Below are 21,810 nucleotides of genomic sequence, written 5' to 3'. Positions count from 1 at the left end.
TCAAGATGAGATTTCCCATGGCGCAAGCTAGTAAGATCCCTGAAAGATGATCAGGTTGATAGGTCAGAGGTGGAAGCGTGGCGACATGTGGAGCTGACTGATACTAATAGATCGAGGACTTAACCAACGCTTTTTGAAAAATGAAATACCTTCTTATTATCTAGTTTTGAAGGAACAACGTTCCTGATATGTTTGGTGACGATAGCGAAGAGGTCACACCCGTTCCCATTCCGAACACGGCAGTTAAGCTCTTCAGCGCCGATGGTAGTTGGGGGTTTCCCCCTGTGAGAGTAGGACGCCGCCAAGCCATTTTAAAGATCAGCCATCCGGCTGGTCTTTTTTGATTTGAAAATAGATATTTTGATTTAAAGGTCAGCATAGGAGCTGGTCTTTTTTGTTTAGGTTGAAATAATATGAGAAATGAATAAGCAGGTAGTGATGAAATAAGCAAATTTTTTGAGGAGAGAAAGCCTAAGTAGCGAAACATTCAGGTTTTATAATGACTTGTTTAGGGTATTTAAGTAAGATATTTTAACTTTCATGTTCAATGGGGTATGTAACTACATATAATTTGGAGAAAATGGATAATACAGAAAGAAAGTGCGTTTAAGTTGCAAAATGCATTTTTCATTGTATAATAATAGTCAAATATAGTCAAAGTCAGATTGGAGGAGGCTGAGTGAGAAACATATCTGATGTTATCGAAACTTATTTGAAGCAAGTACTGGAAATAAGTCAAAAAGATATCTTAGAGATTAAAAGAAGTGAAATAGCAGATAAATTTCAGTGTGTTCCTTCTCAAATCAATTACGTAATCAATACAAGGTTTACAATCGAGAGAGGTTACGTTGTAGAGAGTAAGCGCGGCGGCGGCGGGTATATACGCATCATGAAAGTGGAGTCGCAGGATTACGTGCATCTTATTAACCAATTATTATCGCTTATTGGTACTAGGGTAACTCAATCCATGGCTGAAGGGGTGATTACCCGGCTTATGAATGAGGAAGTCATTAATGAGAGAGAAGCAAAAATTATGATGAGCGTCATTGATAGATCGGTGATTTATATCGACCTGCCTGACCGCGATGAGCTTAGAGCAAGAATTTTAACTGCGATGCTTACGACTTTAAAATATAAATGAAACGGGCAGAGGTGATGAACGATGATTTGCCAGGAATGTCATCAAAGACCTGCTACCCTACACTTCACGAAAATCATTAATGGAAAAAAGACTGAAGTCATGATTTGTGAGAAATGTGCTCAGGAAAAAGGTGAGATTTTCATGGATGCAGGAGGGCATGGTTTTTCAATAAATAATTTATTAGCAGGATTGTTGAATATGGAGTCGAATATTCAACAGACAAAGGCAAATGCATTTCCTAAAACAGAAGAGAGGCGTTGCCCGCATTGTCATCGATCCTATAAAGAATTTGTCCACATTGGAAAGTTTGGTTGTGCCGAATGTTATAAAACGTTCAATGAACAGTTAAACCCGATTTTAAAGAGGGTGCATAGCGGCAATACGGCACATATAGGGAAAATTCCAAAAAGGATTGGTGGCACGATATATCTTAGAAAACAAATATTGGATTTAAAAGAGGTTTTAAAGATTCACATTAATCAAGAAGAGTTCGAGAAAGCGGCAGAGGTAAGGGATAAGATTCGTTCTCTTGAAAAAAGGTATGAAGCACTAGAGGGAGGCGAGGAATTATGAGCTTGGAAAAGTTTGTAGAAAACGCCTTGAGTTCCTGGATGAGTGCCGAAGGGCCGGAGATCGATATTGTATTGAGTTCCAGGATTCGGTTGGCCAGGAACTTCGAAGACTTTACCTTTCCAACCTCCTTTTCTAATGATGAAGCTAAAAAAATCATTGAATTGGTTAAAAAAAGAATTGAAGAGGAAGTAACTCCGGAGATTGGTAAACTGGAACTGCTAGAGATTGACCAATTACAGCCACTGGAAAAACGTGTTCTCGTTGAAAAACATTTAATCAGTCCTCACTTAGTTGAGGAAACAGCAAAGAGTGCTTGTCTTCTTTCGGAAAATGAAGAAATTAGTATCATGATTAACGAGGAGGATCATCTCCGTATTCAGTGTTTAATGTCGGGGCTGCAATTAAAGGAAACTTTAAAGATTGCAAATGTTCTTGACGATTGGATTGAAGAATCCATAGACTATGCATATGATGAAGAAAGAGGATACCTAACTAGCTGTCCAACTAATGTGGGAACAGGTTTAAGGGCGTCCGTCATGATGCATCTGCCGGGCCTGGTCCTTACACAGCAGATGAATAATATCATACCGGCCATCAATCAATTGGGGCTGGTGGTACGAGGGATTTATGGAGAGGGCAGTCAAGCGTTAGGGAATATCTTTCAAATCTCGAATCAAATTACTCTTGGAAAGTCGGAAAGAGATATTGTTGAAGATCTAACAAGTGTAGTGCAACAAATCATTGCCCAGGAACGGTCTGCAAGGGGTGCATTAGTGAGGACCTCTCACATACAATTAGAAGATAGAATATTTCGTTCATATGGGATATTGTCCAATGCTCGAATCATTGAGACAAAGGAAGCAGCTACCTGTATTTCCGATGTTAGGTTAGGTATTGATCTTGGGTATATAAAAAATATTTCCAAAAGCATTCTTAATGAGTTGATGATTTTGACACAATCGGGATTTTTACAAAAGTACGCAGGTGGCCCTTTAAAATCCCACGAAAGAGATATCCGTAGAGCAGCACTCATTCGAGAACGCTTGAATTTCACGGAATCTTCCTCCTCATAGAGGTCATTACCTCGGAGGAGTACCTATATTCAAGTAATAGATGTGAAGCAAGACCCTGCCATTACTTATAGAATTGTCAGAAACCTAATTCAAAACGAAAATTCTTAAGGAGGAATTCCCTATGATGTTTGGTCGTTTTACTGAAAGAGCCCAGAAAGTATTAGCATTAGCCCAAGAAGAGGCAATCCGTTTAGGACATAATAATATCGGCACGGAACATATTTTACTAGGCTTGGTCCGGGAAGGTGACGGCATTGCAGCCAAAGCGTTATTTGCTCTTGGGTTGGGGCCGGATAAAATACAGAAAGAAGTAGAAAATTTGATCGGCCGTGGACAGGATACAGCTCAAACGATACATTATACTCCAAGAGCCAAGAAAGTAATTGAGCTTTCCATGGATGAGGCTAGAAAATTAGGTCATTCATATGTTGGAACAGAGCATGTACTACTAGGTTTGATACGAGAAGGGGAAGGTGTAGCCGCCCGCGTATTGAATAATCTGGGAGTAAGCTTGAATAAAGCTCGTCAACAAGTATTACAGCTTTTGGGCAGCAATGAATCAGGTGGTCATCAAGGTTCAGCAGCCTCCAATGCAAGCACGCCAACACTCGATGGCCTTGCCCGTGATTTAACGGCGATCGCTCGGGAAGGAAGCCTGGATCCAGTAATCGGAAGAGGTAAGGAAATACAGCGTGTCATAGAGGTATTAAGCCGTCGTACAAAGAATAACCCAGTATTAATTGGTGAACCTGGGGTAGGTAAAACAGCCATCGCTGAAGGTCTTGCCCAACAGATCATCAATAATGAGGTACCTGAAATCCTGCGTGATAAACGCGTAATGACACTTGATATGGGTACTGTTGTGGCTGGTACGAAATACCGGGGTGAATTTGAGGACCGATTGAAGAAAGTAATGGACGAAATTCGTCAGGCAGGCAACATTATCCTATTCATCGATGAATTGCACACATTGATTGGTGCTGGTGGTGCAGAGGGTGCCATCGATGCTTCCAATATCCTTAAACCATCATTGGCACGTGGTGAATTACAATGTATCGGTGCAACGACTTTGGATGAGTATCGTAAGTATATAGAAAAAGATGCCGCGCTTGAACGCCGTTTCCAGCCAATCCAAGTTGATGAACCGACAATGGAAGAATCGATTCAAATTTTGAAGGGTTTACGCGACCGTTATGAAGCCCATCACAGAGTATCAATTACGGACGAAGCGATTGATGCAGCAGTCAAGTTATCTGATCGTTACATTTCCGATCGGTTTTTACCGGATAAAGCCATTGATTTGATTGATGAAGCTGGATCAAAAGTTCGGTTACGTTCTTACACAACGCCACCAAACCTAAAGGAACTTGAAGTGAAGCTAGATGATGTTCGTAAGGAAAAGGATGCCTCCGTTCAGAGCCAGGAATTTGAAAAGGCTGCTTCGCTTCGCGATACTGAACAACGCTTAAGAGAACAATTGGAAGAAACGAAAAAGACTTGGAAAGAAAAACAAGGGCAAGAGAACAGTGAAGTTACTGTGGATGATATTGCACATGTCGTGTCCAGCTGGACGGGAGTTCCAGTCACTAAACTGGCGCAAACAGAGTCCGATAAACTGCTTAATATGGAATCCATTCTCCACGATCGAGTAATTGGGCAAGAAGAGGCTGTCATTGCGGTTTCTAAAGCAGTACGACGTGCAAGAGCAGGCTTGAAGGATCCTAAACGTCCAATTGGTTCTTTCATCTTCTTGGGGCCTACAGGGGTTGGTAAAACCGAGCTTGCCCGTGCTTTGGCTGAATCCATCTTTGGTGATGAAGATGCTATGATCCGTATTGATATGTCCGAATATATGGAGAAGCATTCGACTTCACGTCTTGTTGGTTCCCCTCCAGGATATGTTGGATACGAAGAAGGCGGACAGTTAACGGAAAAAGTGCGGAGGAAACCATATTCGGTCGTTCTGCTTGATGAAATTGAAAAGGCACATCCAGATGTCTTCAATATTCTTCTGCAAGTATTGGAGGACGGAAGACTTACAGATTCCAAGGGGCGTACTGTAGATTTCAGGAATACCATTCTGATTATGACATCGAATGTAGGGGCATCAGCCTTAAAAATTGATAAATATGTTGGCTTTAATATCCAGGATACTGGTCAGGACTACAAAAATATGAAAGGGAAAGTGATGGAAGAACTTAAACGTGCATTCCGTCCGGAATTCCTCAATCGTATTGATGAAACGATTGTGTTCCACTCATTAGAGAAGGATCATTTAAAACAAATCGTTACATTAATGTCCAATCAACTGACTACCCGCCTGAAAGAACAGGAAATATACTTGGAGCTGACAGATGCGGCTAGAGAAAAAATTGCTACGGAAGGTTTTGATCCTGAATATGGGGCACGACCAATCCGCAGGGCGCTTCAAAAACATGTGGAAGATTATCTCTCCGAAGAATTGCTTAAGGGTAACGTGAAAAAAGGGCAAACGGTCGTGATGGATGTTGTGAATAATGAGTTTGCAATCCGCCAAGGCGAGCCTGTTAACGTAAGTGAATAACCTGTTTCTAAACTCCGAGGTACACGCAGATCTTTTTGCAGTGTACCTCTGTTTTTTATCCATAGGTAGAGTTGAGTATATAAGAGAAATGGTACAGTGATTATTTTTTTAAAAAAACTTAGCCTTTAGAAGGTTTAAATAAAACAAAGATCTAATATCCTTAATATAGGTATTTTTTTCAAAGAAAGAGGAGTAATTATGGCTGTAAAGAAGAAAACCAAATTTATGTGTCAGTCTTGTGGATATGAGTCCGCTAAATGGATGGGGAAATGCCCAGGGTGCGGTGAATGGAACAAGATGGTCGAGGAAACTGAAATCGTTAAACCTGCTAGAAAAGGTGCTTTTACACATTCAGAGGTTAGAGGTTCCGGAGAACGAGAGAAGGCTGCACCTATAACTACCATTCAATCTGAAAAGGAACCCCGGATCAAGACGGATTTAATGGAATTGAATCGTGCTCTTGGGGGAGGGATTGTGCAAGGATCACTTGTATTGATTGGAGGCGATCCGGGTATCGGTAAATCCACCCTGCTTTTGCAAGTATCTTCCCAATTGGCACATAAACAGAAAAAAGTGCTTTATATATCAGGGGAAGAATCAGTCAAGCAAACTAAATTGAGAGCGGACCGGCTGGGGACCATGTCAGAAAACTTATTCGTGTATGCGGAAACGGATATGGACTATATCCAACAGGCGATCACAGAGGTAAAACCAGATTTGGTCATTATTGATTCCATTCAAACGGTGTACCATTCGGAGGTTACATCTGCGCCAGGAAGTGTTTCGCAAGTTCGGGAATGCACAGCCTCGCTCATGCGCATTGCCAAAACGAATGGGGTTGCGATCTTTATCGTCGGCCACGTTACAAAGGAAGGCGCGATTGCTGGGCCACGGCTGCTTGAGCATATGGTTGATACCGTTTTATATTTTGAAGGAGAAAGACACCATACATATCGAATTATACGTGCGGTCAAAAATCGCTTTGGTTCGACGAATGAGATGGGTATTTTTGAAATGAAGGAACATGGTTTGGAAGAAGTTGCGAATCCATCGGAAATTTTCCTTGAAGAACGGTCGCAAGGAGCTTCAGGTTCCACCGTTGTTGCATCCATGGAAGGAACGAGACCGGTGCTAGTCGAAATTCAAGCATTGATTTCACCTACGAGTTTTGGCAATCCAAGGCGAATGGCCACAGGGATTGACCATAATCGGGTTTCGCTCTTAATGGCAGTTTTGGAAAAAAGAGTGGGCTTGCTGCTCCAAAATCAAGATGCATATTTAAAGGTTGCTGGTGGTGTCAAGCTGGATGAACCGGCCATTGATCTGGCTGTCGCAATCAGCATTGCTTCGAGCTTCCGTGATAAGCCAACAAACCCTACCGATTGTATCATTGGTGAAGTGGGGCTGACTGGTGAGGTAAGAAGGGTGTCGCGAATTGAACAAAGAGTGCAGGAAGCAGCAAAACTAGGGTTTGAGCGGGTTATAATACCTGCTAATAATATAGGGGGATGGACCGCGCCAAAAGGGATTAAGATCGTCGGTGTGTCATCGGTTTCGGAGGCTCTTCAACATTCATTAGGGGGTTAAGTATGACAGATAAAAAAGGGTATGAGAAAACAAAATTGGAGATATTGCAAATTGTTGCTCCGGGTACCCCGCTTCGGGAGGGTATTGAAAATGTCTTGAGGGCCAATACGGGCGGTTTGATAGTGGTCGGATATAACGAGAAGGTTCGAACGATTGTGGATGGCGGCTTCCAAATCAACTGTAACTGTACCCCAAGTACATTGTATGAGCTGGCGAAGATGGACGGAGCGATCATTTTAAATGAAACAGCCGATACAATCATTTTCGCCAATGCCCAATTGGTGCCGGATAATAGTACACCTTCCACTGAAACGGGAATGCGCCATCGGACCGCGGAACGTGTAGCAAGGGAGACCAAGTCGTTGGTCATTGCAATCTCACAACGACGGAATGTCATCACTTTATATCAAGGCAATTTCCGGTATGCCCTCAAAGATATAGGAGTCATACTTGCTAAGGCTAATCTGGCCATTCAGACCTTGGAAAAATATAAGGTGGTTCTACAGCAGAGCATATCAGTATTAGGAGCACTGGAGTTTGAGGAAATCGTGACGTATGCCGACCTTTTGCAGGTATTTCATCGATATGTAATGGTGCTTAGGATCAAGGCGGAGCTACTGACCTACCTTAATGAGCTTGGTACGGAAGGAAGGCTGATCCGTTTGCAAATGAATGAAATCCTGGCAGATATTGAAACGGAGGGGAAATGGCTTATCAAGGATTATACCTCCAGTAATGATGAAAAACCCGAGGAAATCATTTTTCGGCTTCAAGAGTTGGCCATGCAGGAAAAACTGGACGAAAGCATACTTCTAAAGGTGCTGGGCTATCACGGATACATACACCTTGATGAGCCAATACATCCCCGTGGCTATCGTATTCTTCATAAAATCCCTCGCTTGCCGGGTTTGATCATCGAAAATTTAGTGAAACAGTTCGGAAGCTTTAGTGAAGTCAATAAAGCTACGGTTGAAAATCTTGACGATGTAGAGGGGATTGGTGAAGTTCGCGCTAATAAAATTAAAGAAGGACTCCGTATTTTAAAAAATCAGCTGGTCACAAATAGAAGGATGTAATGTGCAAAGGTCCTTCAAAATTATCCTAATTCAGTGTGAAATTGAATAGTGTTTATTTTTGACACTCAAAACTCAGGGTGCTAGGCTAATATTACGAAAAAGAGAAGAAGTCATATTTGTAAATCCACTAATTCCTTAAGTGAATTTCACGTATATAATGAAAACGAATTTTCGAAGGTTTCATTTTTTTTTATTGGTCAATAATGAGTAGAGGGAGGTGAAAGGGATGTTAAAACGCATTATACAAGCATGCTTCTTAATAGTCGGTGGAACACTTGGTATGTTACTCATTCCAGAATTATTAATTGTATTACATGCAGATGATATTGCTTTAATAAACAATCCTTATGTAAGTGTACTGTTGGGTGCCATTATCTTTTATCTTATTACTTTTTGGGCAGTAGATCATGTGATCTATTTTATGAAGTGGCTGGAGGAACAGCTTGTTAAGATACCAATTACGGACATAATCTTTGGAAGCGTGGGTCTTTTAGTGGGATTGCTTGCGGCGTTCTTGGTTGGCTCCGCCTTCAGTGCCATCAGGGTTCCTATTTTAAATACAGTGGTTCCGATCATCCTTACGCTTTTATTCGGTTATCTTGGTTTCCAGGTTGGCTTTAAAAAACGTGATGAGCTATTGAATTTATTTACGAAAAATAATAAGAAAAAAAATTCCGATGGTGAAGCAAGTGAAGAGGATGAAGAAGGTTATGACAAGCGGCTGAAGATTCTCGATACAAGCGTCATCATTGACGGAAGAATCGCGGATATTTGTCAGACAGGCTTTCTAGAAGGCACCATAGTTATCCCTCAATTCGTTTTAAACGAACTTCAGCACATTGCCGATTCTTCAGATGCTTTAAAAAGGAATCGTGGAAGACGCGGTTTGGATATCTTGAATCGAATTCAAAAAGACCTGCCGATTAAAGTGGAGATGTACGAGGGAGATTTTGACGACATTCAGGAAGTGGACAGTAAACTAGTGAAGCTGGCCAAAATATCGGGCGGAATGGTCGTTACAAATGATTTCAATTTAAACAAAGTATGCGAGTTTCAAAATGTGGCGGTGCTTAATATCAATGATCTTGCCAATGCCGTTAAACCTGTTGTACTTCCTGGGGAAGAGATGAATGTTCAAGTCATTAAGGACGGGAAAGAGCAGAACCAAGGCATCGCTTATTTAGACGATGGTACAATGATCGTTGTCGAGGGTGGCCGTGACCATATTGGAAAACGCATCGATGTACTTGTCACAAGTGTACTGCAAACTTCTGCAGGCAGAATGATATTCGCTAAACCGAAACTATTAGAGAAAGCATTATAAATAGAAAAAGCATTATAAAGAGTAGGAGAAACCGTTATGTTTTATGAAGTCGTGATACCTGCAGCTGGACAAGGGAAAAGAATGAAGGCAGGCAAGAATAAACTTTTTATTGAACTTTCGGGCATCCCGATTATTGTTTATACACTTCGTGTCTTTGAAGAAGATCCTGACTGTCGGGGGATTATCCTTTCGATTAACCCGGCAGAAAAGGATTATTTCGAACAATTGATAGCAATGTATGAGTTTAAGAAGGTCAAGGAACTCGTTATGGGTGGCAAGGAGCGTCAACAAAGCGTTTATAATGGCTTGCAATGTGCAAGAGAAAAAATCATCCTGGTCCACGACGGAGCTCGCCCTTTTATCAATCAAGGGCAAATCAGTGAATTGACTGCTGCTGCTTCCATACATGGAGGAGCCGTCATCGCAGTGCCAGTTAAGGATACGATTAAAAAAGCGACCGACAAAAAGGTATTGGAAACGGTGGAACGATCAAGCTTGTGGGCGATACAAACTCCACAAGCTTTTCGTCTATCCATATTAAAAAGGGCGTATGAAATGGCTGAGGCAGAAGCATTTTTGGGGACGGATGATGCAAGTTTGCTAGAACGGATCAATGAACAGGTAGTTATTATTGAGGGCAATTATGATAATATTAAAATTACGACTCAGGAAGATCTTTATTTTGCAGAAGCGATTTTACATAAGCAACATGGAAAACGATGATTGGGGAGAATGATATGTTTCGAATTGGACAAGGATATGACGTTCATCAGCTTGTAGAGGGAAGACCATTGATCATTGGCGGAATTACAATTCCGTATGAGAAAGGTTTGCTAGGTCATTCGGATGCGGATGTGCTTTTACATACTGTTGCCGATGCTTGTTTGGGGGCAATTGGTGCAGGGGATATCGGTAAACATTTTCCGGATACGGATCCGGAATTTAAAGATGCCGATTCGGCAAAACTGCTTCAGTATATTTGGGCGATTGTAAAAAAAGAGGGATATACCCTAGGCAATGCAGATTGTACAATCATTGCACAAAGCCCGAAAATGGCACCGTATATTGAGGACATGCGAGTCAGGATTGCAGAACTTTTAGATGCCTCGGTAGATAGGATCAATGTAAAGGCGACCACTACGGAGAAACTTGGATTTACAGGACGAAGCGAAGGAATCGCGGCACAGGCTGTAGTCTTATTGGTTAAATCAAACTAAATTCGTTTTTAGAGTGGATGCCTTTAATCCAATGTATATAAATGATAAAATGAACAATAGAAAAGAACGACTGGGAGGTCTATATATATCATGAGCAGCGATATTCGAGTTCGCTATGCACCGAGTCCGACTGGACATTTACATATAGGAAATGCACGGACGGCTTTATTTAATTACTTATACGCACGAAACAAAGGCGGTAAATTCATCATCCGTATTGAAGATACCGACCAAAAGAGAAATATTGAAGGCGGCGAAGAAAGTCAGCTGAAATATTTAAAATGGCTTGGTATGGATTGGGATGAAGGTGTCGATGTAGGCGGTGAATATGGGCCATATCGTCAGTCTGAAAGAAACGACCTATATCAGGGTTTGCATCAAGAGCTTTTAGATAAGGGCTTGGCTTATAAATGCTATTGTACGGAAGAAGAGCTTGAAGCTGAACGTGAAGGACAGGTCGAGCGTAATGAAACACCAAAATATTCAGGGAAGTGCAAGCATTTAACTGAAGAGGAGCAAGCGAAACTAGTGGCTGAAGGAAGAAAGCCTAGCATTCGTTTTGCTGTTCCAGCTGGGAAAGTCCTTACTTTCAAAGATATGGTTAAGGATGACGTTTCGTTTGATACAGATGGCTTTGGTGATTTTGTTATCGTGAAAAAAGATGGCATCCCAACTTATAACTTTGCAGTTGCTGTCGATGACCACCTGATGAAGATTTCCCATGTCCTTCGTGGGGACGACCATATTTCCAATACTCCAAAGCAAATGATGATTTATGAAGCATTCGGCTGGGAGCCGCCGGTTTTCGGTCATATGACGCTGATCGTAAACGAAAGCAGGAAGAAACTGAGTAAACGTGATGAATCAATCATTCAATTCATTGAGCAATATGAAGAGCTTGGTTATTTACCTGAAGCTTTATTCAATTTCATTACATTACTAGGTTGGTCTCCGGTCGGAGAGGAAGAGATTTTCACAAAAGAAGAGTTCATTAATCTTTTCGATGCTGATCGATTGTCTAAATCGCCTGCACTTTTCGATAAGCAAAAGCTTACATGGATGAATAACCAATACCTGAAGCAATTGGACGTGGATCGCGCAGTCGAATTGTCAATGCCTCACTTAATTAAGGCTGGAAAGGTTTCTGAGACACTAACTGCTGAAGAAGCAGAGTGGGTACATGGCCTTGTTTCCCTTTATCAAGAGCAGATGAGCTATGGAGCGGAAATTGTTGAGCTGTCTGAACTGTTTTTCAAGGATGAGGTCCAATTCGAACCAGAAGCGAAGGAAGTCCTGGCTGAGGAACAAGTGCCGGAAGTCATGAAAGCTTTCCTTCAGGAAATCGAAGGGCTTGAAGAATTTAAAGCAGATGAAATCAAGAAGTCGATTAAAGCGGTACAAAAAAGCACAGGCCATAAAGGGAAAAAATTATTCATGCCGATTCGGGCAGCCGTCACGGGTCAAACACATGGTCCTGATTTGCCTAAGGCGATCTCATTACTGGGCAAGGAAAAAATTAAACAGCGTATTCAGAGTATTTTATATTAACAATTTGTCGAAAATGTAATATAGTATTTAATAATCTTAGAAAAGAACGCGTAGATGGGGAGAAGTAAGTAAACGAAGCTTTTTAGAGAGAACCATAACCTGCTGAAAGTGGTTCAAGCCTCTCGTTTTCTGAAATGCACCCTTGAGTCCTTTGCTGAACTAACCGATAGTAGGCATAGGCGGAATGTCCTCCGTTACAGGGATTAAAGTTGGGGATGGAAAAACAGGGAAAGCTTTACCTGCTTCATACATCCCAAACAGAGTGGAACCGCGCTTAAAGCGTCTCTGTCTATATGGACAGAGACGCTTTTTTATATGCTTTAAAGCTTTAAAAGGGGTGTTAGAAAAAGACAGAGCATAGGGGGGAATCATCTTGTTAAAGATGTTTAAAGAGGATATCGAAGTGGTTTTTGATCAAGACCCTGCAGCGCGCAGTTATTTGGAAGTCATTTTGACGTATGCGGGATTACATGCGATTTGGAGTCATAGGATGGCTCACGCACTATTTAAGAAGAAGTTTTTTTTCTTAGCGAGAAGTATATCTCAAGTCAGTCGTTTTTTTACCGGGATTGAAATACATCCAGGAGCTACGATTGGCCGCCGTTTCTTCATTGATCATGGAATGGGGATCGTCATTGGCGAAACGTGCGAGATTGGTGATAATGTCTCTGTCTTTCAAGGTGTAACCCTTGGAGGGACAGGAAAGGAAAAGGGAAAACGCCATCCTACGATAAAGGATAATGTGTTGATTGCAACAGGAGCGAAAGTTCTGGGTTCCATTACCGTTGGTGAGAACTCAAAAATCGGTGCAGGCTCGGTCGTTTTAAAGGAAGTGCCACCTAATTCCACAGTGGTGGGCATTCCAGGAAAAGTGGTCATTCAAGATGGTATCAAAATCAAAAAAGACCTAAATCATTCAGATCTTCCTGATCCAATCGCTGATCGTTTAAAGGAAATGGATAGTGAAATCAGGGCCTTAAAAACGAGGTTGGCTGAGCAGAAGCAGGAAGAAAGGAGTTTATAATATGGCAATTAAAATATATAACACAGCAACAAGAAAAAAGGAAACCTTTGTCCCGATGGAAGAGGGAAAGGTGAAGATGTACGTATGTGGTCCCACTGTCTATAATTACATTCATATTGGTAATGCCAGACCGGCAATCGTATTTGATACCGTTCGCAGGTATCTGGATTACCGTGGGTATGAAGTTCAATTCGTTTCGAATTTTACAGATGTAGATGATAAACTGATTCGTGCGGCAAAAGAATTGGGGGAAGATGTCCCGACAATATCAGAACGTTTCATCAAGGCTTATTTTGAAGACGTGTCTGCCTTGGGCTGCAAAAAAGCTGATGCTCACCCAACCGTAATGGAGAACATGGATGCTATCATTGAATTCATCTCGGCATTAATTGAAAAAGGATTCGCTTATGAATCTGAAGGGGATGTGTACTACCGTACTCGTAAATTTGAGGGGTATGGCAAACTGTCACATCAGTCCATCGATGAGTTGAGAGTCGGGGCTAGGATTGAAATTGGGGAGAAGAAACAAGATGCCCTTGATTTTGCTCTTTGGAAAGCGGCTAAGGATGATGAAATATCATGGGAGAGCCCATGGGGTAAGGGACGTCCTGGTTGGCATATTGAATGCTCCGCAATGGTCAAAAAGTATTTGGGTGATACTATCGATATTCATGCAGGAGGTCAAGATCTAGCTTTCCCGCATCATGAAAATGAAATTGCACAATCTGAAGCATTGACAGGTAAGTCCTTTGCGAATTATTGGATGCATAATGGGTATATAAATATTGACAATGAAAAAATGTCTAAGTCGTTAGGGAATTTCGTTCTTGTGCATGACATCATACAGAAGCATGATCCGCAAGTGTTACGCTTCTTTATGTTATCCGTACATTACCGTCATCCCATCAATTATAGTGAAGAAGTGCTTGAAAATATAAAAGCGGCACTTGAGCGGTTAAAGACATCTTATCAAAACTTAAAGCATCGCCTTCAATTAAGCGATGGTTTGACTGAAAATAATGATGTTTGGCTTTCGAAGGTTAATGATTTACATGAACAGTTCATTCAGGAAATGGATGATGATTTCAACACAGCTAATGCGATATCCATACTCTTTGAACTGTCCAAGCAAGCAAATTATTACTTAATGGAGAAAAATACAGACAAGGAAGTCATCGAAGCTTTCCTTGAGAAATTCAATACCTTATTTACTGTCCTCGGTTTGTCCCTGGAAGAAGAGGGGCTATTGGATGAAGAAATTGAAGGCTTGATCCAGCAGAGAATTCAAGCGCGGAAAGACCGCAATTTTGGGTTATCTGATGAAATTCGTGATCGCTTGAAAAACATGAATATCATATTAGAGGATACCCCTCAAGGTACAAGATGGAAAAGAGGGTAATTAATGCTTCATTACGATAGTAAGATAGATGCAAAAATGCTGAACAGTCTTGCTTTAGCTTATATAGGGGATGCCGTATACGAAACGTATATCCGGCATCACCTCATTCAAAAAGGAGCGGTCAAGCCCAATCTTCTTCACAAAAAAGCTACATCATTTGTAGCGGCTAAAGCACAAAATAAAGTCATCCATTTTTTTCTCGAATCAGAATGGTTATCGGAAGAGGAAACCGCTGTCGTTCGGCGGGGCAGAAATGCGAAATCCGGTTCGGTACCGAAGAATACAGATGTGCAAACGTATCGCTATAGTACAGCCTTCGAGGCACTTATGGGCTTTTTGTATTTATCCGGTCGAATAGAAAGAATGGAAGAACTCATTAAAAAATCTATTGAATACATTGAAGAAGAAAAGGGGAGTAACCCATGAGCGAAGAATATATCATTGGCAGAAACCCCGTATTGGAAGCTCTTCGCTCCGAACGGGAAGTTAATAAAATTTGGATAGCGGAGGGCTCTCAAAAAGGCTCGATGCAACCACTAATCGGTCTGGCGAAGGAAAAGAAGGTATTCGTGCAGATCGTACCGAAGAAAAAAATTGACCAAATGGCAGAAGGTATCCATCAAGGCGTTGTTGCACAAGTGGCTGCTTATGAATATGTCGAATTGGATGATTTATTTGCAAAAGCTGCGGAACGAGATGAAGCACCTTTTTTCATGATCCTTGATGAAATTGAAGATCCGCATAATTTAGGTTCGATCATGAGAACGGCGGATGCTGTAGGGGCCCATGGGATCATCATCCCGAAAAGAAGAGCGGTGGGCTTAACGGCAACTGTGGCTAAAGCTTCAACAGGTGCAATAGAGTATATTCCGGTTGCTCGCGTTACAAACTTGGCAAGAGCGGTGGAAGAGCTGAAAGAGCGCGGAGTATGGATAGTCGGAACAGATGCAAAAGGCAGTGATGATTACCGTAACATGGACGGTAAGATGCCGATTGGACTTGTTATCGGTAGTGAAGGAAAAGGTATGGCCCGGTTAATGAAGGAAAAATGCGATTTTCTCATCCGTCTCCCTATGGCAGGACAAGTCACTTCGTTAAATGCATCGGTAGCAGCCAGTTTATTGATGTATGAGGTTTATAGAAAAAGAAATCCTTTAGGACAATGATGGGATGAATATTCTGTTGGTGGACGGTTATAACATTATTGGAGCCTGGCCGGAACTGAGAGAATTAAAAGAACGGGACCTTGCTGCTGCAAGAGATCGGTTGATTGAAATGATGGCGGAATATCAAGCATTTACCGGATACCGCGTAATTGTCGTATTTGACGCTCAATATGTTCAGGGAATTGCCCGTATATTCAAAAATCACAACGTTGATGTAATTTTTACAAAAGAAAATGAAACGGCGGATGAGAGAATAGAAAAGATGGCCATTGAACTGAATAACGTCAAAACACAGATTCAAGTGGCAACCTCTGACTTCACGGAACAGTGGGTGATCTTTGGTCAAGGGGCTCTAAGGAAATCTGCTCGCGAACTGCTTATAGAAATGGTAGAAATTCAAGGGGAAATCAAGAAAGATGTAAGAAAAACAACGACGATAAAACCTGCAGCAAAAATTCCGCTAAGTGAAGAAGTGGCAGAAATTTTCGAAAAATGGCGTCGGGGGAAGATTTGAACCATTGACGGGTAAATTTTACCTGCTGTATAATATTTCTATCTGAGTCAGGTCAGGGGGATTTAATGTGGGTCTCAAATTCGGAATGAAACTGAACGAAAAATATCTGCAGTTTGATGATGATGAATTGATAGGGTTGGTACACACCGGAGACAGCGAAGCGCTGGATTTTCTGATCCAAAAGTATCGTAATTTTGTTAGGGCAAAGGCAAGGACTTATTTCTTAATTGGTGCAGATAAAGAAGACATCGTGCAAGAAGGTATGATTGGTTTATATAAAGCCGTCCGTGATTTTAAAGGAGATAAGTTATCTTCTTTTAAAGCATTTGCAGAACTATGCATTACGAGGCAGATCATTACAGCTATTAAAACGGCTACACGTCAAAAGCATATTCCGCTCAATTCCTATGTTTCCCTGGACAAGCCCATTTATGATGAGGAATCGGACCGAACTCTTATGGATATTATATCGGGTACGAAAGTTTTGGACCCGGAAGAGCTGATTATCAACAAAGAAGAGTTTGACGATATCGAATTAAAAATGGCCGAGCTCCTGAGTGATCTTGAGAGAAAAGTGTTAGCTCTTTACTTGGATGGCCAAACCTACCAAGAAATTTCGGAAGAGTTGAACCGGCATGTTAAGTCAATCGATAACGCCCTTCAGCGGGTGAAAAGAAAACTCGAGCGCTATCTGGAAGTAAGGGAAATCAGTTTATAATCCCTCCGCTTTTTCCGCTTAATTTCATCTGTCCCTTCTCCACTTGGAAGTTTATTATTATTCACTAAGATTTTTTAAATGGATGTTAAGAAACCGGAATTTCTTATTTCCAATATCCATAAAGGGGCAAAGCCTGCTTTGATATTGACAATAAAAGACAGCCGTGATAAGGTTTTATGGATATAGTAGATAGGATAGGTGTATCTAATGCGAAAAAAAATCGTTCTTGCCTGCATAGATTGCGGTTCAAGAAATTATAGTTACGAAAGCAAACAATCAACAAGCGGCGAACGCCTGGAAATCAAGAAGTTTTGCAGTACTTGCAACGCACACGCGATCCATAAAGAAACGAAATAACCGTTTTATAAATAGATTGACAGAAGCTGTCTAATGCTTGGAGGATACATTCATGAAACGTTTTACCGAATTTTTCAGCGGAGTCGCTCGCGAAATGCAAAAAGTAAGCTGGCCAAAACGCAAGGAGCTTACCAAATATACAATCGTGGTAGTAACGACTGTATTGTTTATGGCTTTATTCTTTACAGTGGTCGATTTGGGCATTTCCGAATTAATTCGCTTAGTTATTGAATAAGAGATTCGAAAATAAGGTATAATAGTGATAGAATAATATGTGTCAGCAGAAAAGCCCGGAAACGGGTTTTTTAATTTGTCTTTTTTAAGAAGTGAAGAAGTTCAAAATCGTGCCACTGCTGTAATATGAATCATCACTATATATTCTAGTTAAGTCGAGATGACGCGGAATTGGTTTTTTGGCTAAAACGTTCAAAGATAAAGATTAATAAAGAAACTGATTGATTGCGGGGAGGGAAGGACGTTAAAGTCCTAACACATGGAAAAGAATTGGTATGTAGTTCACACCTATTCAGGTTATGAGAACAAGGTTAAGGCTAACTTGGAAAAACGTGTTGAAACAATGGGGATGGAAGACAAGATCTTTCGAGTCGTAGTTCCAGAAGAAGAAGAAACAGAAATGAAAGACGGCAAAAAGAAAGTAACCAAAAAGAAAGTGTTTCCGGGTTATGTATTGGTTGAGATCATCATGACGGATGATTCTTGGTATGTTGTCCGGAATACACCTGGCGTAACAGGTTTCGTAGGTTCATCTGGAGCTGGGTCTAAACCGACTGCATTGCTACCGGAAGAAATTGAAGTCGTTCTTAAACGAATGGGTGTCGATGAAAGCAAAATCGAAGTTGATTTTGAAATCGGAGATACTGTTCAGGTTAAAGAAGGGCCGTTTGCAACCTTTGCAGGACCGATTGAAGAACTTGATAAAGATAAAGGTAAAGTAAGGGTCCTAGTCAATATGTTCGGTCGTGATACACCGGTAGAACTTGATTTTAATCAAGTGGAAAAATTATAAACGGAAAAAAACTTGAAATTGCCATTTGAAAGTGGTAAAATTTCAAAGGTCAGTATGTTTCAATTTTTAGGCCTCAACGATACAAGCATTCTTTATTAATATATAAAGAATTCAAGATGAGTGGGAGGGTATATCCCTATTACCACATCACGGACTTATAAGGAGGTGTGTCTCGTGGCTAAAAAAGTAATTAAAATGGTTAAATTGCAAATTCCTGCTGGTAAAGCGAATCCGGCACCGCCAGTCGGTCCTGCATTAGGTCAAGCTGGTGTAAACATCATGGGATTCTGTAAGGAGTTCAACGCTCGTACAGCAGATCAAGCTGGTCTAATTATTCCTGTTGAAATCACGGTATTTGAAGACCGTTCATTTACATTCATTACAAAAACTCCACCGGCTGCAGTATTGCTTAAGAAAGTAGCTGGTATCGAGTCTGGTTCTGGTGAACCTAACCGTAAAAAAGTTGCTACAGTCAAGCGTGATCAAGTGCGCGAGATTGCTGAAACTAAAATGCCTGACCTAAACGCTGCAAACGTTGAAGCTGCAATGCGTATGGTTGAAGGTACTGCTCGCAGCATGGGTATTGTCATCGAAGACTAATCCATGTAATTGTTGTTATTTGTTTCTACGGGGTTGCGATTGATACTCGCAACCTTTATTCGTGGGAGGTCATTCCGTTAAAACCACAATTTAGGAGGATTTATATCATGGCTAAAAAAGGTAAAAAGTATCTTGAAGCAGCTAAGCTTGTAGAAGTTTCTAAGGCTTATGCTGTAACTGAAGCAATTGAAGTTGCTAAAAAAGCAAACTTCGCAAAATTCGATGCGACTGTTGAAGTGGCTTTCCGTTTAGGTGTAGACCCTAAGAAAGCTGACCAACAAATTCGTGGAGCAGTAGTTCTACCGAATGGTACTGGTAAAACTCAACGCGTATTAGTATTCGCTAAAGGCGAAAAAGCAAAAGAAGCAGAAGCTGCTGGTGCTGACTACGTTGGTGAATCTGACTTCATCAACAAAATCCAACAAGGATGGTTCGATTTCGATGTAATCGTTGCGACTCCAGACATGATGGGTGAAGTTGGTAAACTTGGCCGTGTATTAGGACCTAAAGGTTTAATGCCTAACCCTAAAACTGGTACAGTAACATTCGACGTAACAAAAGCTGTTAATGAAATCAAAGCTGGTAAAGTTGAATACCGCGTAGATAAAGCTGGTAACATCCATGCTCCAATCGGTAAAGTATCTTTCGAAGATGCTAAACTAGTGGAAAACTTCACTACTATCTATGATACATTAATGAAAGTTAAACCTGCGGCTGCTAAAGGAACTTACATGAAAAACGTTTCTGTAACAACTACAATGGGCCCTGGCGTGAAAGTTGATCCTTCTACTTTCAATAAATAATTGACATTCCAAAACTATTATTGTTATAATAAGTTTTGTTGTGAATAAATGAATATCATTTGTACCGTAGACAGTAGGTGCTCGATTCGAGCTTAATTTCCTGCCGAGGTAATTCGATAATAATAGTCGGTGACTATGACCTTTGAAATTACTGCCTTCATGTCTGCAATAGAGATGAAGGCTTTTTCTTTGAAACGGTATAAATGTTTTCAAGCAAATCTACAGGAGGTGTAAGGATGAACGCAATTATTGAACAAAAGTCAAAAATCGTTGCTGAGATTTCTGAGAAATTAACTGCAAGCCAATCAACTGTTGTTGTTGACTACCGTGGATTGACTGTTGCTGAATTAACAGAACTTCGTAAGCAACTTCGTGAAGCTGGCGTTGAGTTTAAAGTTTACAAAAACTCTTTGACTCGCCGTGCTGCTGAAAGTGCTGAACTTAGCACTTTGAACGAATCATTAACAGGACCAAACGCAATTGCATTCTCAAATGAAGATGTTATTGCGCCAGCAAAAATCCTTAACGATTTTGCGAAAAAACATGAAGCGTTAGAAATCAAAGCTGGAGTTATCGAAGGAAATGTTGCAACTGCTGAAGAAATTAAAGCTCTTGCAGAACTACCTTCACGCGAAGGCCTACTTTCAATGCTACTCAGCGTGCTACAAGCACCTATGCGCGGACTTGCTCTTGCTACAAAAGCTGTGGCAGAACAAAAAGAAGAACAAGGCGCGTAAGCTAACCGCTTATATAGCCTATTGATTCAAAAAAAAAAACCAACCATTTCGAGGAGGAAATAACAATGACTAAAGATCAAATCATTGAAGCAGTTAAAAACATGACTGTTTTAGAATTAAACGACCTTGTAAAAGCAATCGAAGAAGAATTTGGCGTAACTGCTGCTGCACCTGTAGCTGTAGCTGCTGCTGGTGGCGCTGCTGCTGAAGAACAAACTGAGTTTGATGTTATCCTTACATCTGCTGGAGATCAAAAAATCAAAGTTATCAAAGCTGTACGTGAAGTTACAGGTCTTGGACTTAAAGAAGCAAAAGAACTTGTTGACAACACTCCAAAAGCAATCAAAGAAGGCGCTTCTAAAGAAGAAGCTGAAGAAGTTAAAGCTAAGCTTGAAGAAGTTGGAGCTGGCGTTGAAGTTAAGTAATCTTGCATAAACAAAAAGCTCGCTATCACTGGCGGGCTTTTTTCTCTTCATTTTTAAGAAATGACGGAAATTTGCTGATAATAGTTTGGTTAAGTCATTATTCAAACTTTCCGGCATGCAAGAATCCATTCTTCAAATCTCTTCTCTCGTTAAATCTTCAATATTCCTTTCTGATAGGGGGAGATGACTCTGACAGAGCATTACTACTCACATAAACCGGATGTCGTAAGCAATCCGAAATTTTGGGATTTTACATTAAAAGGACGTACCTTTCGCTTTAAAAGTGATAATGGTGTTTTCTCGAAAAAAGAAGTTGATTTCGGGTCACGTCTTTTGGTTGAAAGTTTTAACCTTAATGAAGCTGTGGAAGGTGATATTCTCGATGTTGGTTGCGGTTATGGACCGATTGGAATATCAATTGCGGCAGCTTTTCCCGATAGAACGATAGAAATGATTGATATAAATAGCCGGGCAGTTGAATTGTCCAAAGAAAATGCCGCTTCTAATGCGATCACAAATGTAAAGATTTTCGAAAGTGATCGTTTTGACAAAGTTGGTTCCAATCAATTCGCTGCAATACTTACGAACCCTCCCATTCGCGCAGGCAAAAGTGTAGTCCACGAAATTTTAGAAGAAAGCTATCGCAGTTTGGTAGCTGGTGGAGAATTATGGGTTGTCATTCAAAAAAAACAAGGGGCTCCTTCCGCCATGGATAAAATGGAGCAATTATTTGGAAATATTGAAGTGCCTGTTAAGAAGAAAGGCTACTATATACTATTATCCAAAAAGGTTTGACTCTAAATTTTCGCTATGTTAGTATTATAAAATGCATATATATAATTCCGTAACTATGCAATTTTTATACCATTGGTGTATAACCAATGGATAATATGGGAAAAATATATAAATAATAGTTCGTTTTATGAGAAATAGTGGTT

General features: G+C 40.8%; 24 protein-coding genes, 2 rRNA genes and 2 other annotated features. All 26 genes read left to right on the top strand.

Going from position 1 to position 21,810, the window contains the following annotated elements; all coding sequences use genetic code 11:
• Positions 1-127 (top strand): 23S ribosomal RNA (locus LQ203_RS23250); the annotation flags it as partial.
• Between the two features lie 64 nt (positions 128-191).
• Positions 192-307: ribosomal RNA gene (rrf, locus tag LQ203_RS23245) — 5S ribosomal RNA — on the top strand.
• A gap of 372 nt (positions 308-679) precedes the next feature.
• Complete coding sequence (locus LQ203_RS23240; protein WP_230161761.1) at positions 680-1,141, top strand: CtsR family transcriptional regulator; 462 nt, start codon at positions 680-682, stop codon at positions 1,139-1,141.
• A gap of 21 nt (positions 1,142-1,162) precedes the next feature.
• Entirely contained in the window at positions 1,163-1,714 is a 552-nt protein-coding gene (locus tag LQ203_RS23235) for a UvrB/UvrC motif-containing protein (protein WP_230161759.1), read from the top strand.
• A complete protein-coding gene (locus LQ203_RS23230) occupies positions 1,711-2,787 on the top strand; it encodes a protein arginine kinase (RefSeq protein WP_230161758.1) in 1,077 nt (358 codons plus the stop codon). Before LQ203_RS23235 ends, LQ203_RS23230 begins: the two co-directional genes overlap by 4 nt.
• A gap of 121 nt (positions 2,788-2,908) precedes the next feature.
• Positions 2,909-5,350, top strand: coding sequence for an ATP-dependent protease ATP-binding subunit ClpC (clpC, locus tag LQ203_RS23225; protein WP_230161756.1), 2,442 nt, complete (start codon positions 2,909-2,911; stop codon positions 5,348-5,350).
• Between the two features lie 198 nt (positions 5,351-5,548).
• Positions 5,549-6,937, top strand: a complete 1,389-nt coding sequence (gene radA / locus LQ203_RS23220; protein WP_230161754.1) for a DNA repair protein RadA — start codon at positions 5,549-5,551, stop codon at positions 6,935-6,937.
• A 2-nt stretch (positions 6,938-6,939) separates the two neighbouring features.
• Positions 6,940-8,013 (top strand): DNA integrity scanning diadenylate cyclase DisA, encoded by a 1,074-nt coding sequence (disA, locus tag LQ203_RS23215; RefSeq protein ID WP_230161752.1) that lies wholly within the window; start codon positions 6,940-6,942, stop codon positions 8,011-8,013.
• Between the two features lie 226 nt (positions 8,014-8,239).
• Entirely contained in the window at positions 8,240-9,337 is a 1,098-nt protein-coding gene (locus LQ203_RS23210) for a PIN/TRAM domain-containing protein (RefSeq protein WP_230161750.1), read from the top strand.
• Positions 9,338-9,373: 36 nt separating this feature from the next.
• Positions 9,374-10,060, top strand: coding sequence for a 2-C-methyl-D-erythritol 4-phosphate cytidylyltransferase (ispD, locus tag LQ203_RS23205; protein WP_230161748.1), 687 nt, complete (start codon positions 9,374-9,376; stop codon positions 10,058-10,060).
• Positions 10,061-10,074: 14 nt separating this feature from the next.
• Positions 10,075-10,554, top strand: a complete 480-nt coding sequence (ispF, locus tag LQ203_RS23200) for a 2-C-methyl-D-erythritol 2,4-cyclodiphosphate synthase (RefSeq protein WP_230161746.1) — start codon at positions 10,075-10,077, stop codon at positions 10,552-10,554.
• A 90-nt stretch (positions 10,555-10,644) separates the two neighbouring features.
• Entirely contained in the window at positions 10,645-12,102 is a 1,458-nt protein-coding gene (gltX, locus tag LQ203_RS23195) for a glutamate--tRNA ligase (RefSeq protein ID WP_230161744.1), read from the top strand.
• A 42-nt stretch (positions 12,103-12,144) separates the two neighbouring features.
• Positions 12,145-12,392: a binding site (T-box leader), on the top strand.
• 83 nt (positions 12,393-12,475) lie between these two features.
• Positions 12,476-13,126, top strand: coding sequence for a serine O-acetyltransferase (gene cysE / locus LQ203_RS23190; protein ID WP_230161742.1), 651 nt, complete (start codon positions 12,476-12,478; stop codon positions 13,124-13,126).
• Between the two features lies 1 nt (position 13,127).
• Positions 13,128-14,525, top strand: coding sequence for a cysteine--tRNA ligase (gene cysS / locus LQ203_RS23185; RefSeq protein ID WP_230161740.1), 1,398 nt, complete (start codon positions 13,128-13,130; stop codon positions 14,523-14,525).
• Positions 14,526-14,528: 3 nt separating this feature from the next.
• Positions 14,529-14,951, top strand: a complete 423-nt coding sequence (locus LQ203_RS23180; protein WP_230161738.1) for a ribonuclease III domain-containing protein — start codon at positions 14,529-14,531, stop codon at positions 14,949-14,951.
• The gene (rlmB, locus tag LQ203_RS23175; protein WP_230161736.1) at positions 14,948-15,691 is read left to right on the top strand and encodes a 23S rRNA (guanosine(2251)-2'-O)-methyltransferase RlmB; all 744 of its coding nucleotides are present in this window, start codon (positions 14,948-14,950) and stop codon (positions 15,689-15,691) included. The genes LQ203_RS23180 and rlmB overlap by 4 nt, the downstream gene beginning before the upstream one ends.
• Positions 15,692-15,695: 4 nt before the next feature.
• On the top strand, positions 15,696-16,205 hold the full coding sequence (locus LQ203_RS23170) for an NYN domain-containing protein (protein WP_230161734.1): 510 nt from the start codon (positions 15,696-15,698) through the stop codon (positions 16,203-16,205).
• Between the two features lie 85 nt (positions 16,206-16,290).
• Positions 16,291-16,923 (top strand): RNA polymerase sporulation sigma factor SigH, encoded by a 633-nt coding sequence (sigH, locus tag LQ203_RS23165; protein WP_230161765.1) that lies wholly within the window; start codon positions 16,291-16,293, stop codon positions 16,921-16,923.
• Positions 16,924-17,130: 207 nt separating this feature from the next.
• Positions 17,131-17,280: a 50S ribosomal protein L33 gene (gene rpmG, locus LQ203_RS23160; RefSeq protein WP_230161732.1), complete on the top strand. Its 150-nt coding sequence runs from the start codon at positions 17,131-17,133 to the stop codon at positions 17,278-17,280.
• A 52-nt stretch (positions 17,281-17,332) separates the two neighbouring features.
• A complete protein-coding gene (gene secE, locus LQ203_RS23155; protein WP_214751063.1) occupies positions 17,333-17,515 on the top strand; it encodes a preprotein translocase subunit SecE in 183 nt (60 codons plus the stop codon).
• Between the two features lie 258 nt (positions 17,516-17,773).
• Entirely contained in the window at positions 17,774-18,307 is a 534-nt protein-coding gene (nusG, locus tag LQ203_RS23150) for a transcription termination/antitermination protein NusG (RefSeq protein ID WP_230161730.1), read from the top strand.
• A gap of 174 nt (positions 18,308-18,481) precedes the next feature.
• Positions 18,482-18,907, top strand: a complete 426-nt coding sequence (gene rplK / locus LQ203_RS23145) for a 50S ribosomal protein L11 (RefSeq protein ID WP_053349074.1) — start codon at positions 18,482-18,484, stop codon at positions 18,905-18,907.
• 107 nt (positions 18,908-19,014) lie between these two features.
• Positions 19,015-19,710, top strand: coding sequence for a 50S ribosomal protein L1 (gene rplA, locus LQ203_RS23140; RefSeq protein ID WP_230161727.1), 696 nt, complete (start codon positions 19,015-19,017; stop codon positions 19,708-19,710).
• A 46-nt stretch (positions 19,711-19,756) separates the two neighbouring features.
• Positions 19,757-19,907: a sequence feature (ribosomal protein L10 leader region), on the top strand.
• A gap of 39 nt (positions 19,908-19,946) precedes the next feature.
• The gene (rplJ, locus tag LQ203_RS23135; RefSeq protein ID WP_230161726.1) at positions 19,947-20,447 is read left to right on the top strand and encodes a 50S ribosomal protein L10; all 501 of its coding nucleotides are present in this window, start codon (positions 19,947-19,949) and stop codon (positions 20,445-20,447) included.
• 65 nt (positions 20,448-20,512) lie between these two features.
• On the top strand, positions 20,513-20,872 hold the full coding sequence (rplL, locus tag LQ203_RS23130; RefSeq protein ID WP_230161724.1) for a 50S ribosomal protein L7/L12: 360 nt from the start codon (positions 20,513-20,515) through the stop codon (positions 20,870-20,872).
• Positions 20,873-21,061: 189 nt separating this feature from the next.
• Positions 21,062-21,667, top strand: a complete 606-nt coding sequence (locus LQ203_RS23125) for a class I SAM-dependent methyltransferase (protein WP_230161763.1) — start codon at positions 21,062-21,064, stop codon at positions 21,665-21,667.
• Positions 21,668-21,810 lie beyond the last annotated feature (143 nt).

The organism is Peribacillus sp. Bi96, assembly GCF_918698115.1.
Lineage (GTDB): Bacteria > Bacillota > Bacilli > Bacillales > DSM-1321 > Peribacillus.
This window is presented reverse-complemented; position numbering and strand designations above follow the sequence as displayed.

Coding starts and splice junctions, on each gene's coding strand:
- LQ203_RS23230 (WP_230161758.1), top strand. CDS start 1,711: ATGAGCTTGGAAAAGTTTGTAGAAAACGCCTTGAGTTCCTGGATGAGT.
- ispF (WP_230161746.1), top strand. CDS start 10,075: ATGTTTCGAATTGGACAAGGATATGACGTTCATCAGCTTGTAGAGGGA.
- gltX (WP_230161744.1), top strand. CDS start 10,645: ATGAGCAGCGATATTCGAGTTCGCTATGCACCGAGTCCGACTGGACAT.
- LQ203_RS23180 (WP_230161738.1), top strand. CDS start 14,529: ATGCTTCATTACGATAGTAAGATAGATGCAAAAATGCTGAACAGTCTT.
- cysS (WP_230161740.1), top strand. CDS start 13,128: ATGGCAATTAAAATATATAACACAGCAACAAGAAAAAAGGAAACCTTT.
- rplL (WP_230161724.1), top strand. CDS start 20,513: ATGACTAAAGATCAAATCATTGAAGCAGTTAAAAACATGACTGTTTTA.
- radA (WP_230161754.1), top strand. CDS start 5,549: ATGGCTGTAAAGAAGAAAACCAAATTTATGTGTCAGTCTTGTGGATAT.
- LQ203_RS23210 (WP_230161750.1), top strand. CDS start 8,240: ATGTTAAAACGCATTATACAAGCATGCTTCTTAATAGTCGGTGGAACA.
- secE (WP_214751063.1), top strand. CDS start 17,333: ATGAAACGTTTTACCGAATTTTTCAGCGGAGTCGCTCGCGAAATGCAA.
- rplJ (WP_230161726.1), top strand. CDS start 19,947: ATGAACGCAATTATTGAACAAAAGTCAAAAATCGTTGCTGAGATTTCT.
- disA (WP_230161752.1), top strand. CDS start 6,940: ATGACAGATAAAAAAGGGTATGAGAAAACAAAATTGGAGATATTGCAA.
- sigH (WP_230161765.1), top strand. CDS start 16,291: ATGAAACTGAACGAAAAATATCTGCAGTTTGATGATGATGAATTGATA.
- rlmB (WP_230161736.1), top strand. CDS start 14,948: ATGAGCGAAGAATATATCATTGGCAGAAACCCCGTATTGGAAGCTCTT.
- ispD (WP_230161748.1), top strand. CDS start 9,374: ATGTTTTATGAAGTCGTGATACCTGCAGCTGGACAAGGGAAAAGAATG.
- LQ203_RS23170 (WP_230161734.1), top strand. CDS start 15,696: ATGAATATTCTGTTGGTGGACGGTTATAACATTATTGGAGCCTGGCCG.
- rplA (WP_230161727.1), top strand. CDS start 19,015: ATGGCTAAAAAAGGTAAAAAGTATCTTGAAGCAGCTAAGCTTGTAGAA.
- rpmG (WP_230161732.1), top strand. CDS start 17,131: ATGCGAAAAAAAATCGTTCTTGCCTGCATAGATTGCGGTTCAAGAAAT.
- LQ203_RS23235 (WP_230161759.1), top strand. CDS start 1,163: ATGATTTGCCAGGAATGTCATCAAAGACCTGCTACCCTACACTTCACG.
- clpC (WP_230161756.1), top strand. CDS start 2,909: ATGATGTTTGGTCGTTTTACTGAAAGAGCCCAGAAAGTATTAGCATTA.
- nusG (WP_230161730.1), top strand. CDS start 17,774: ATGGAAAAGAATTGGTATGTAGTTCACACCTATTCAGGTTATGAGAAC.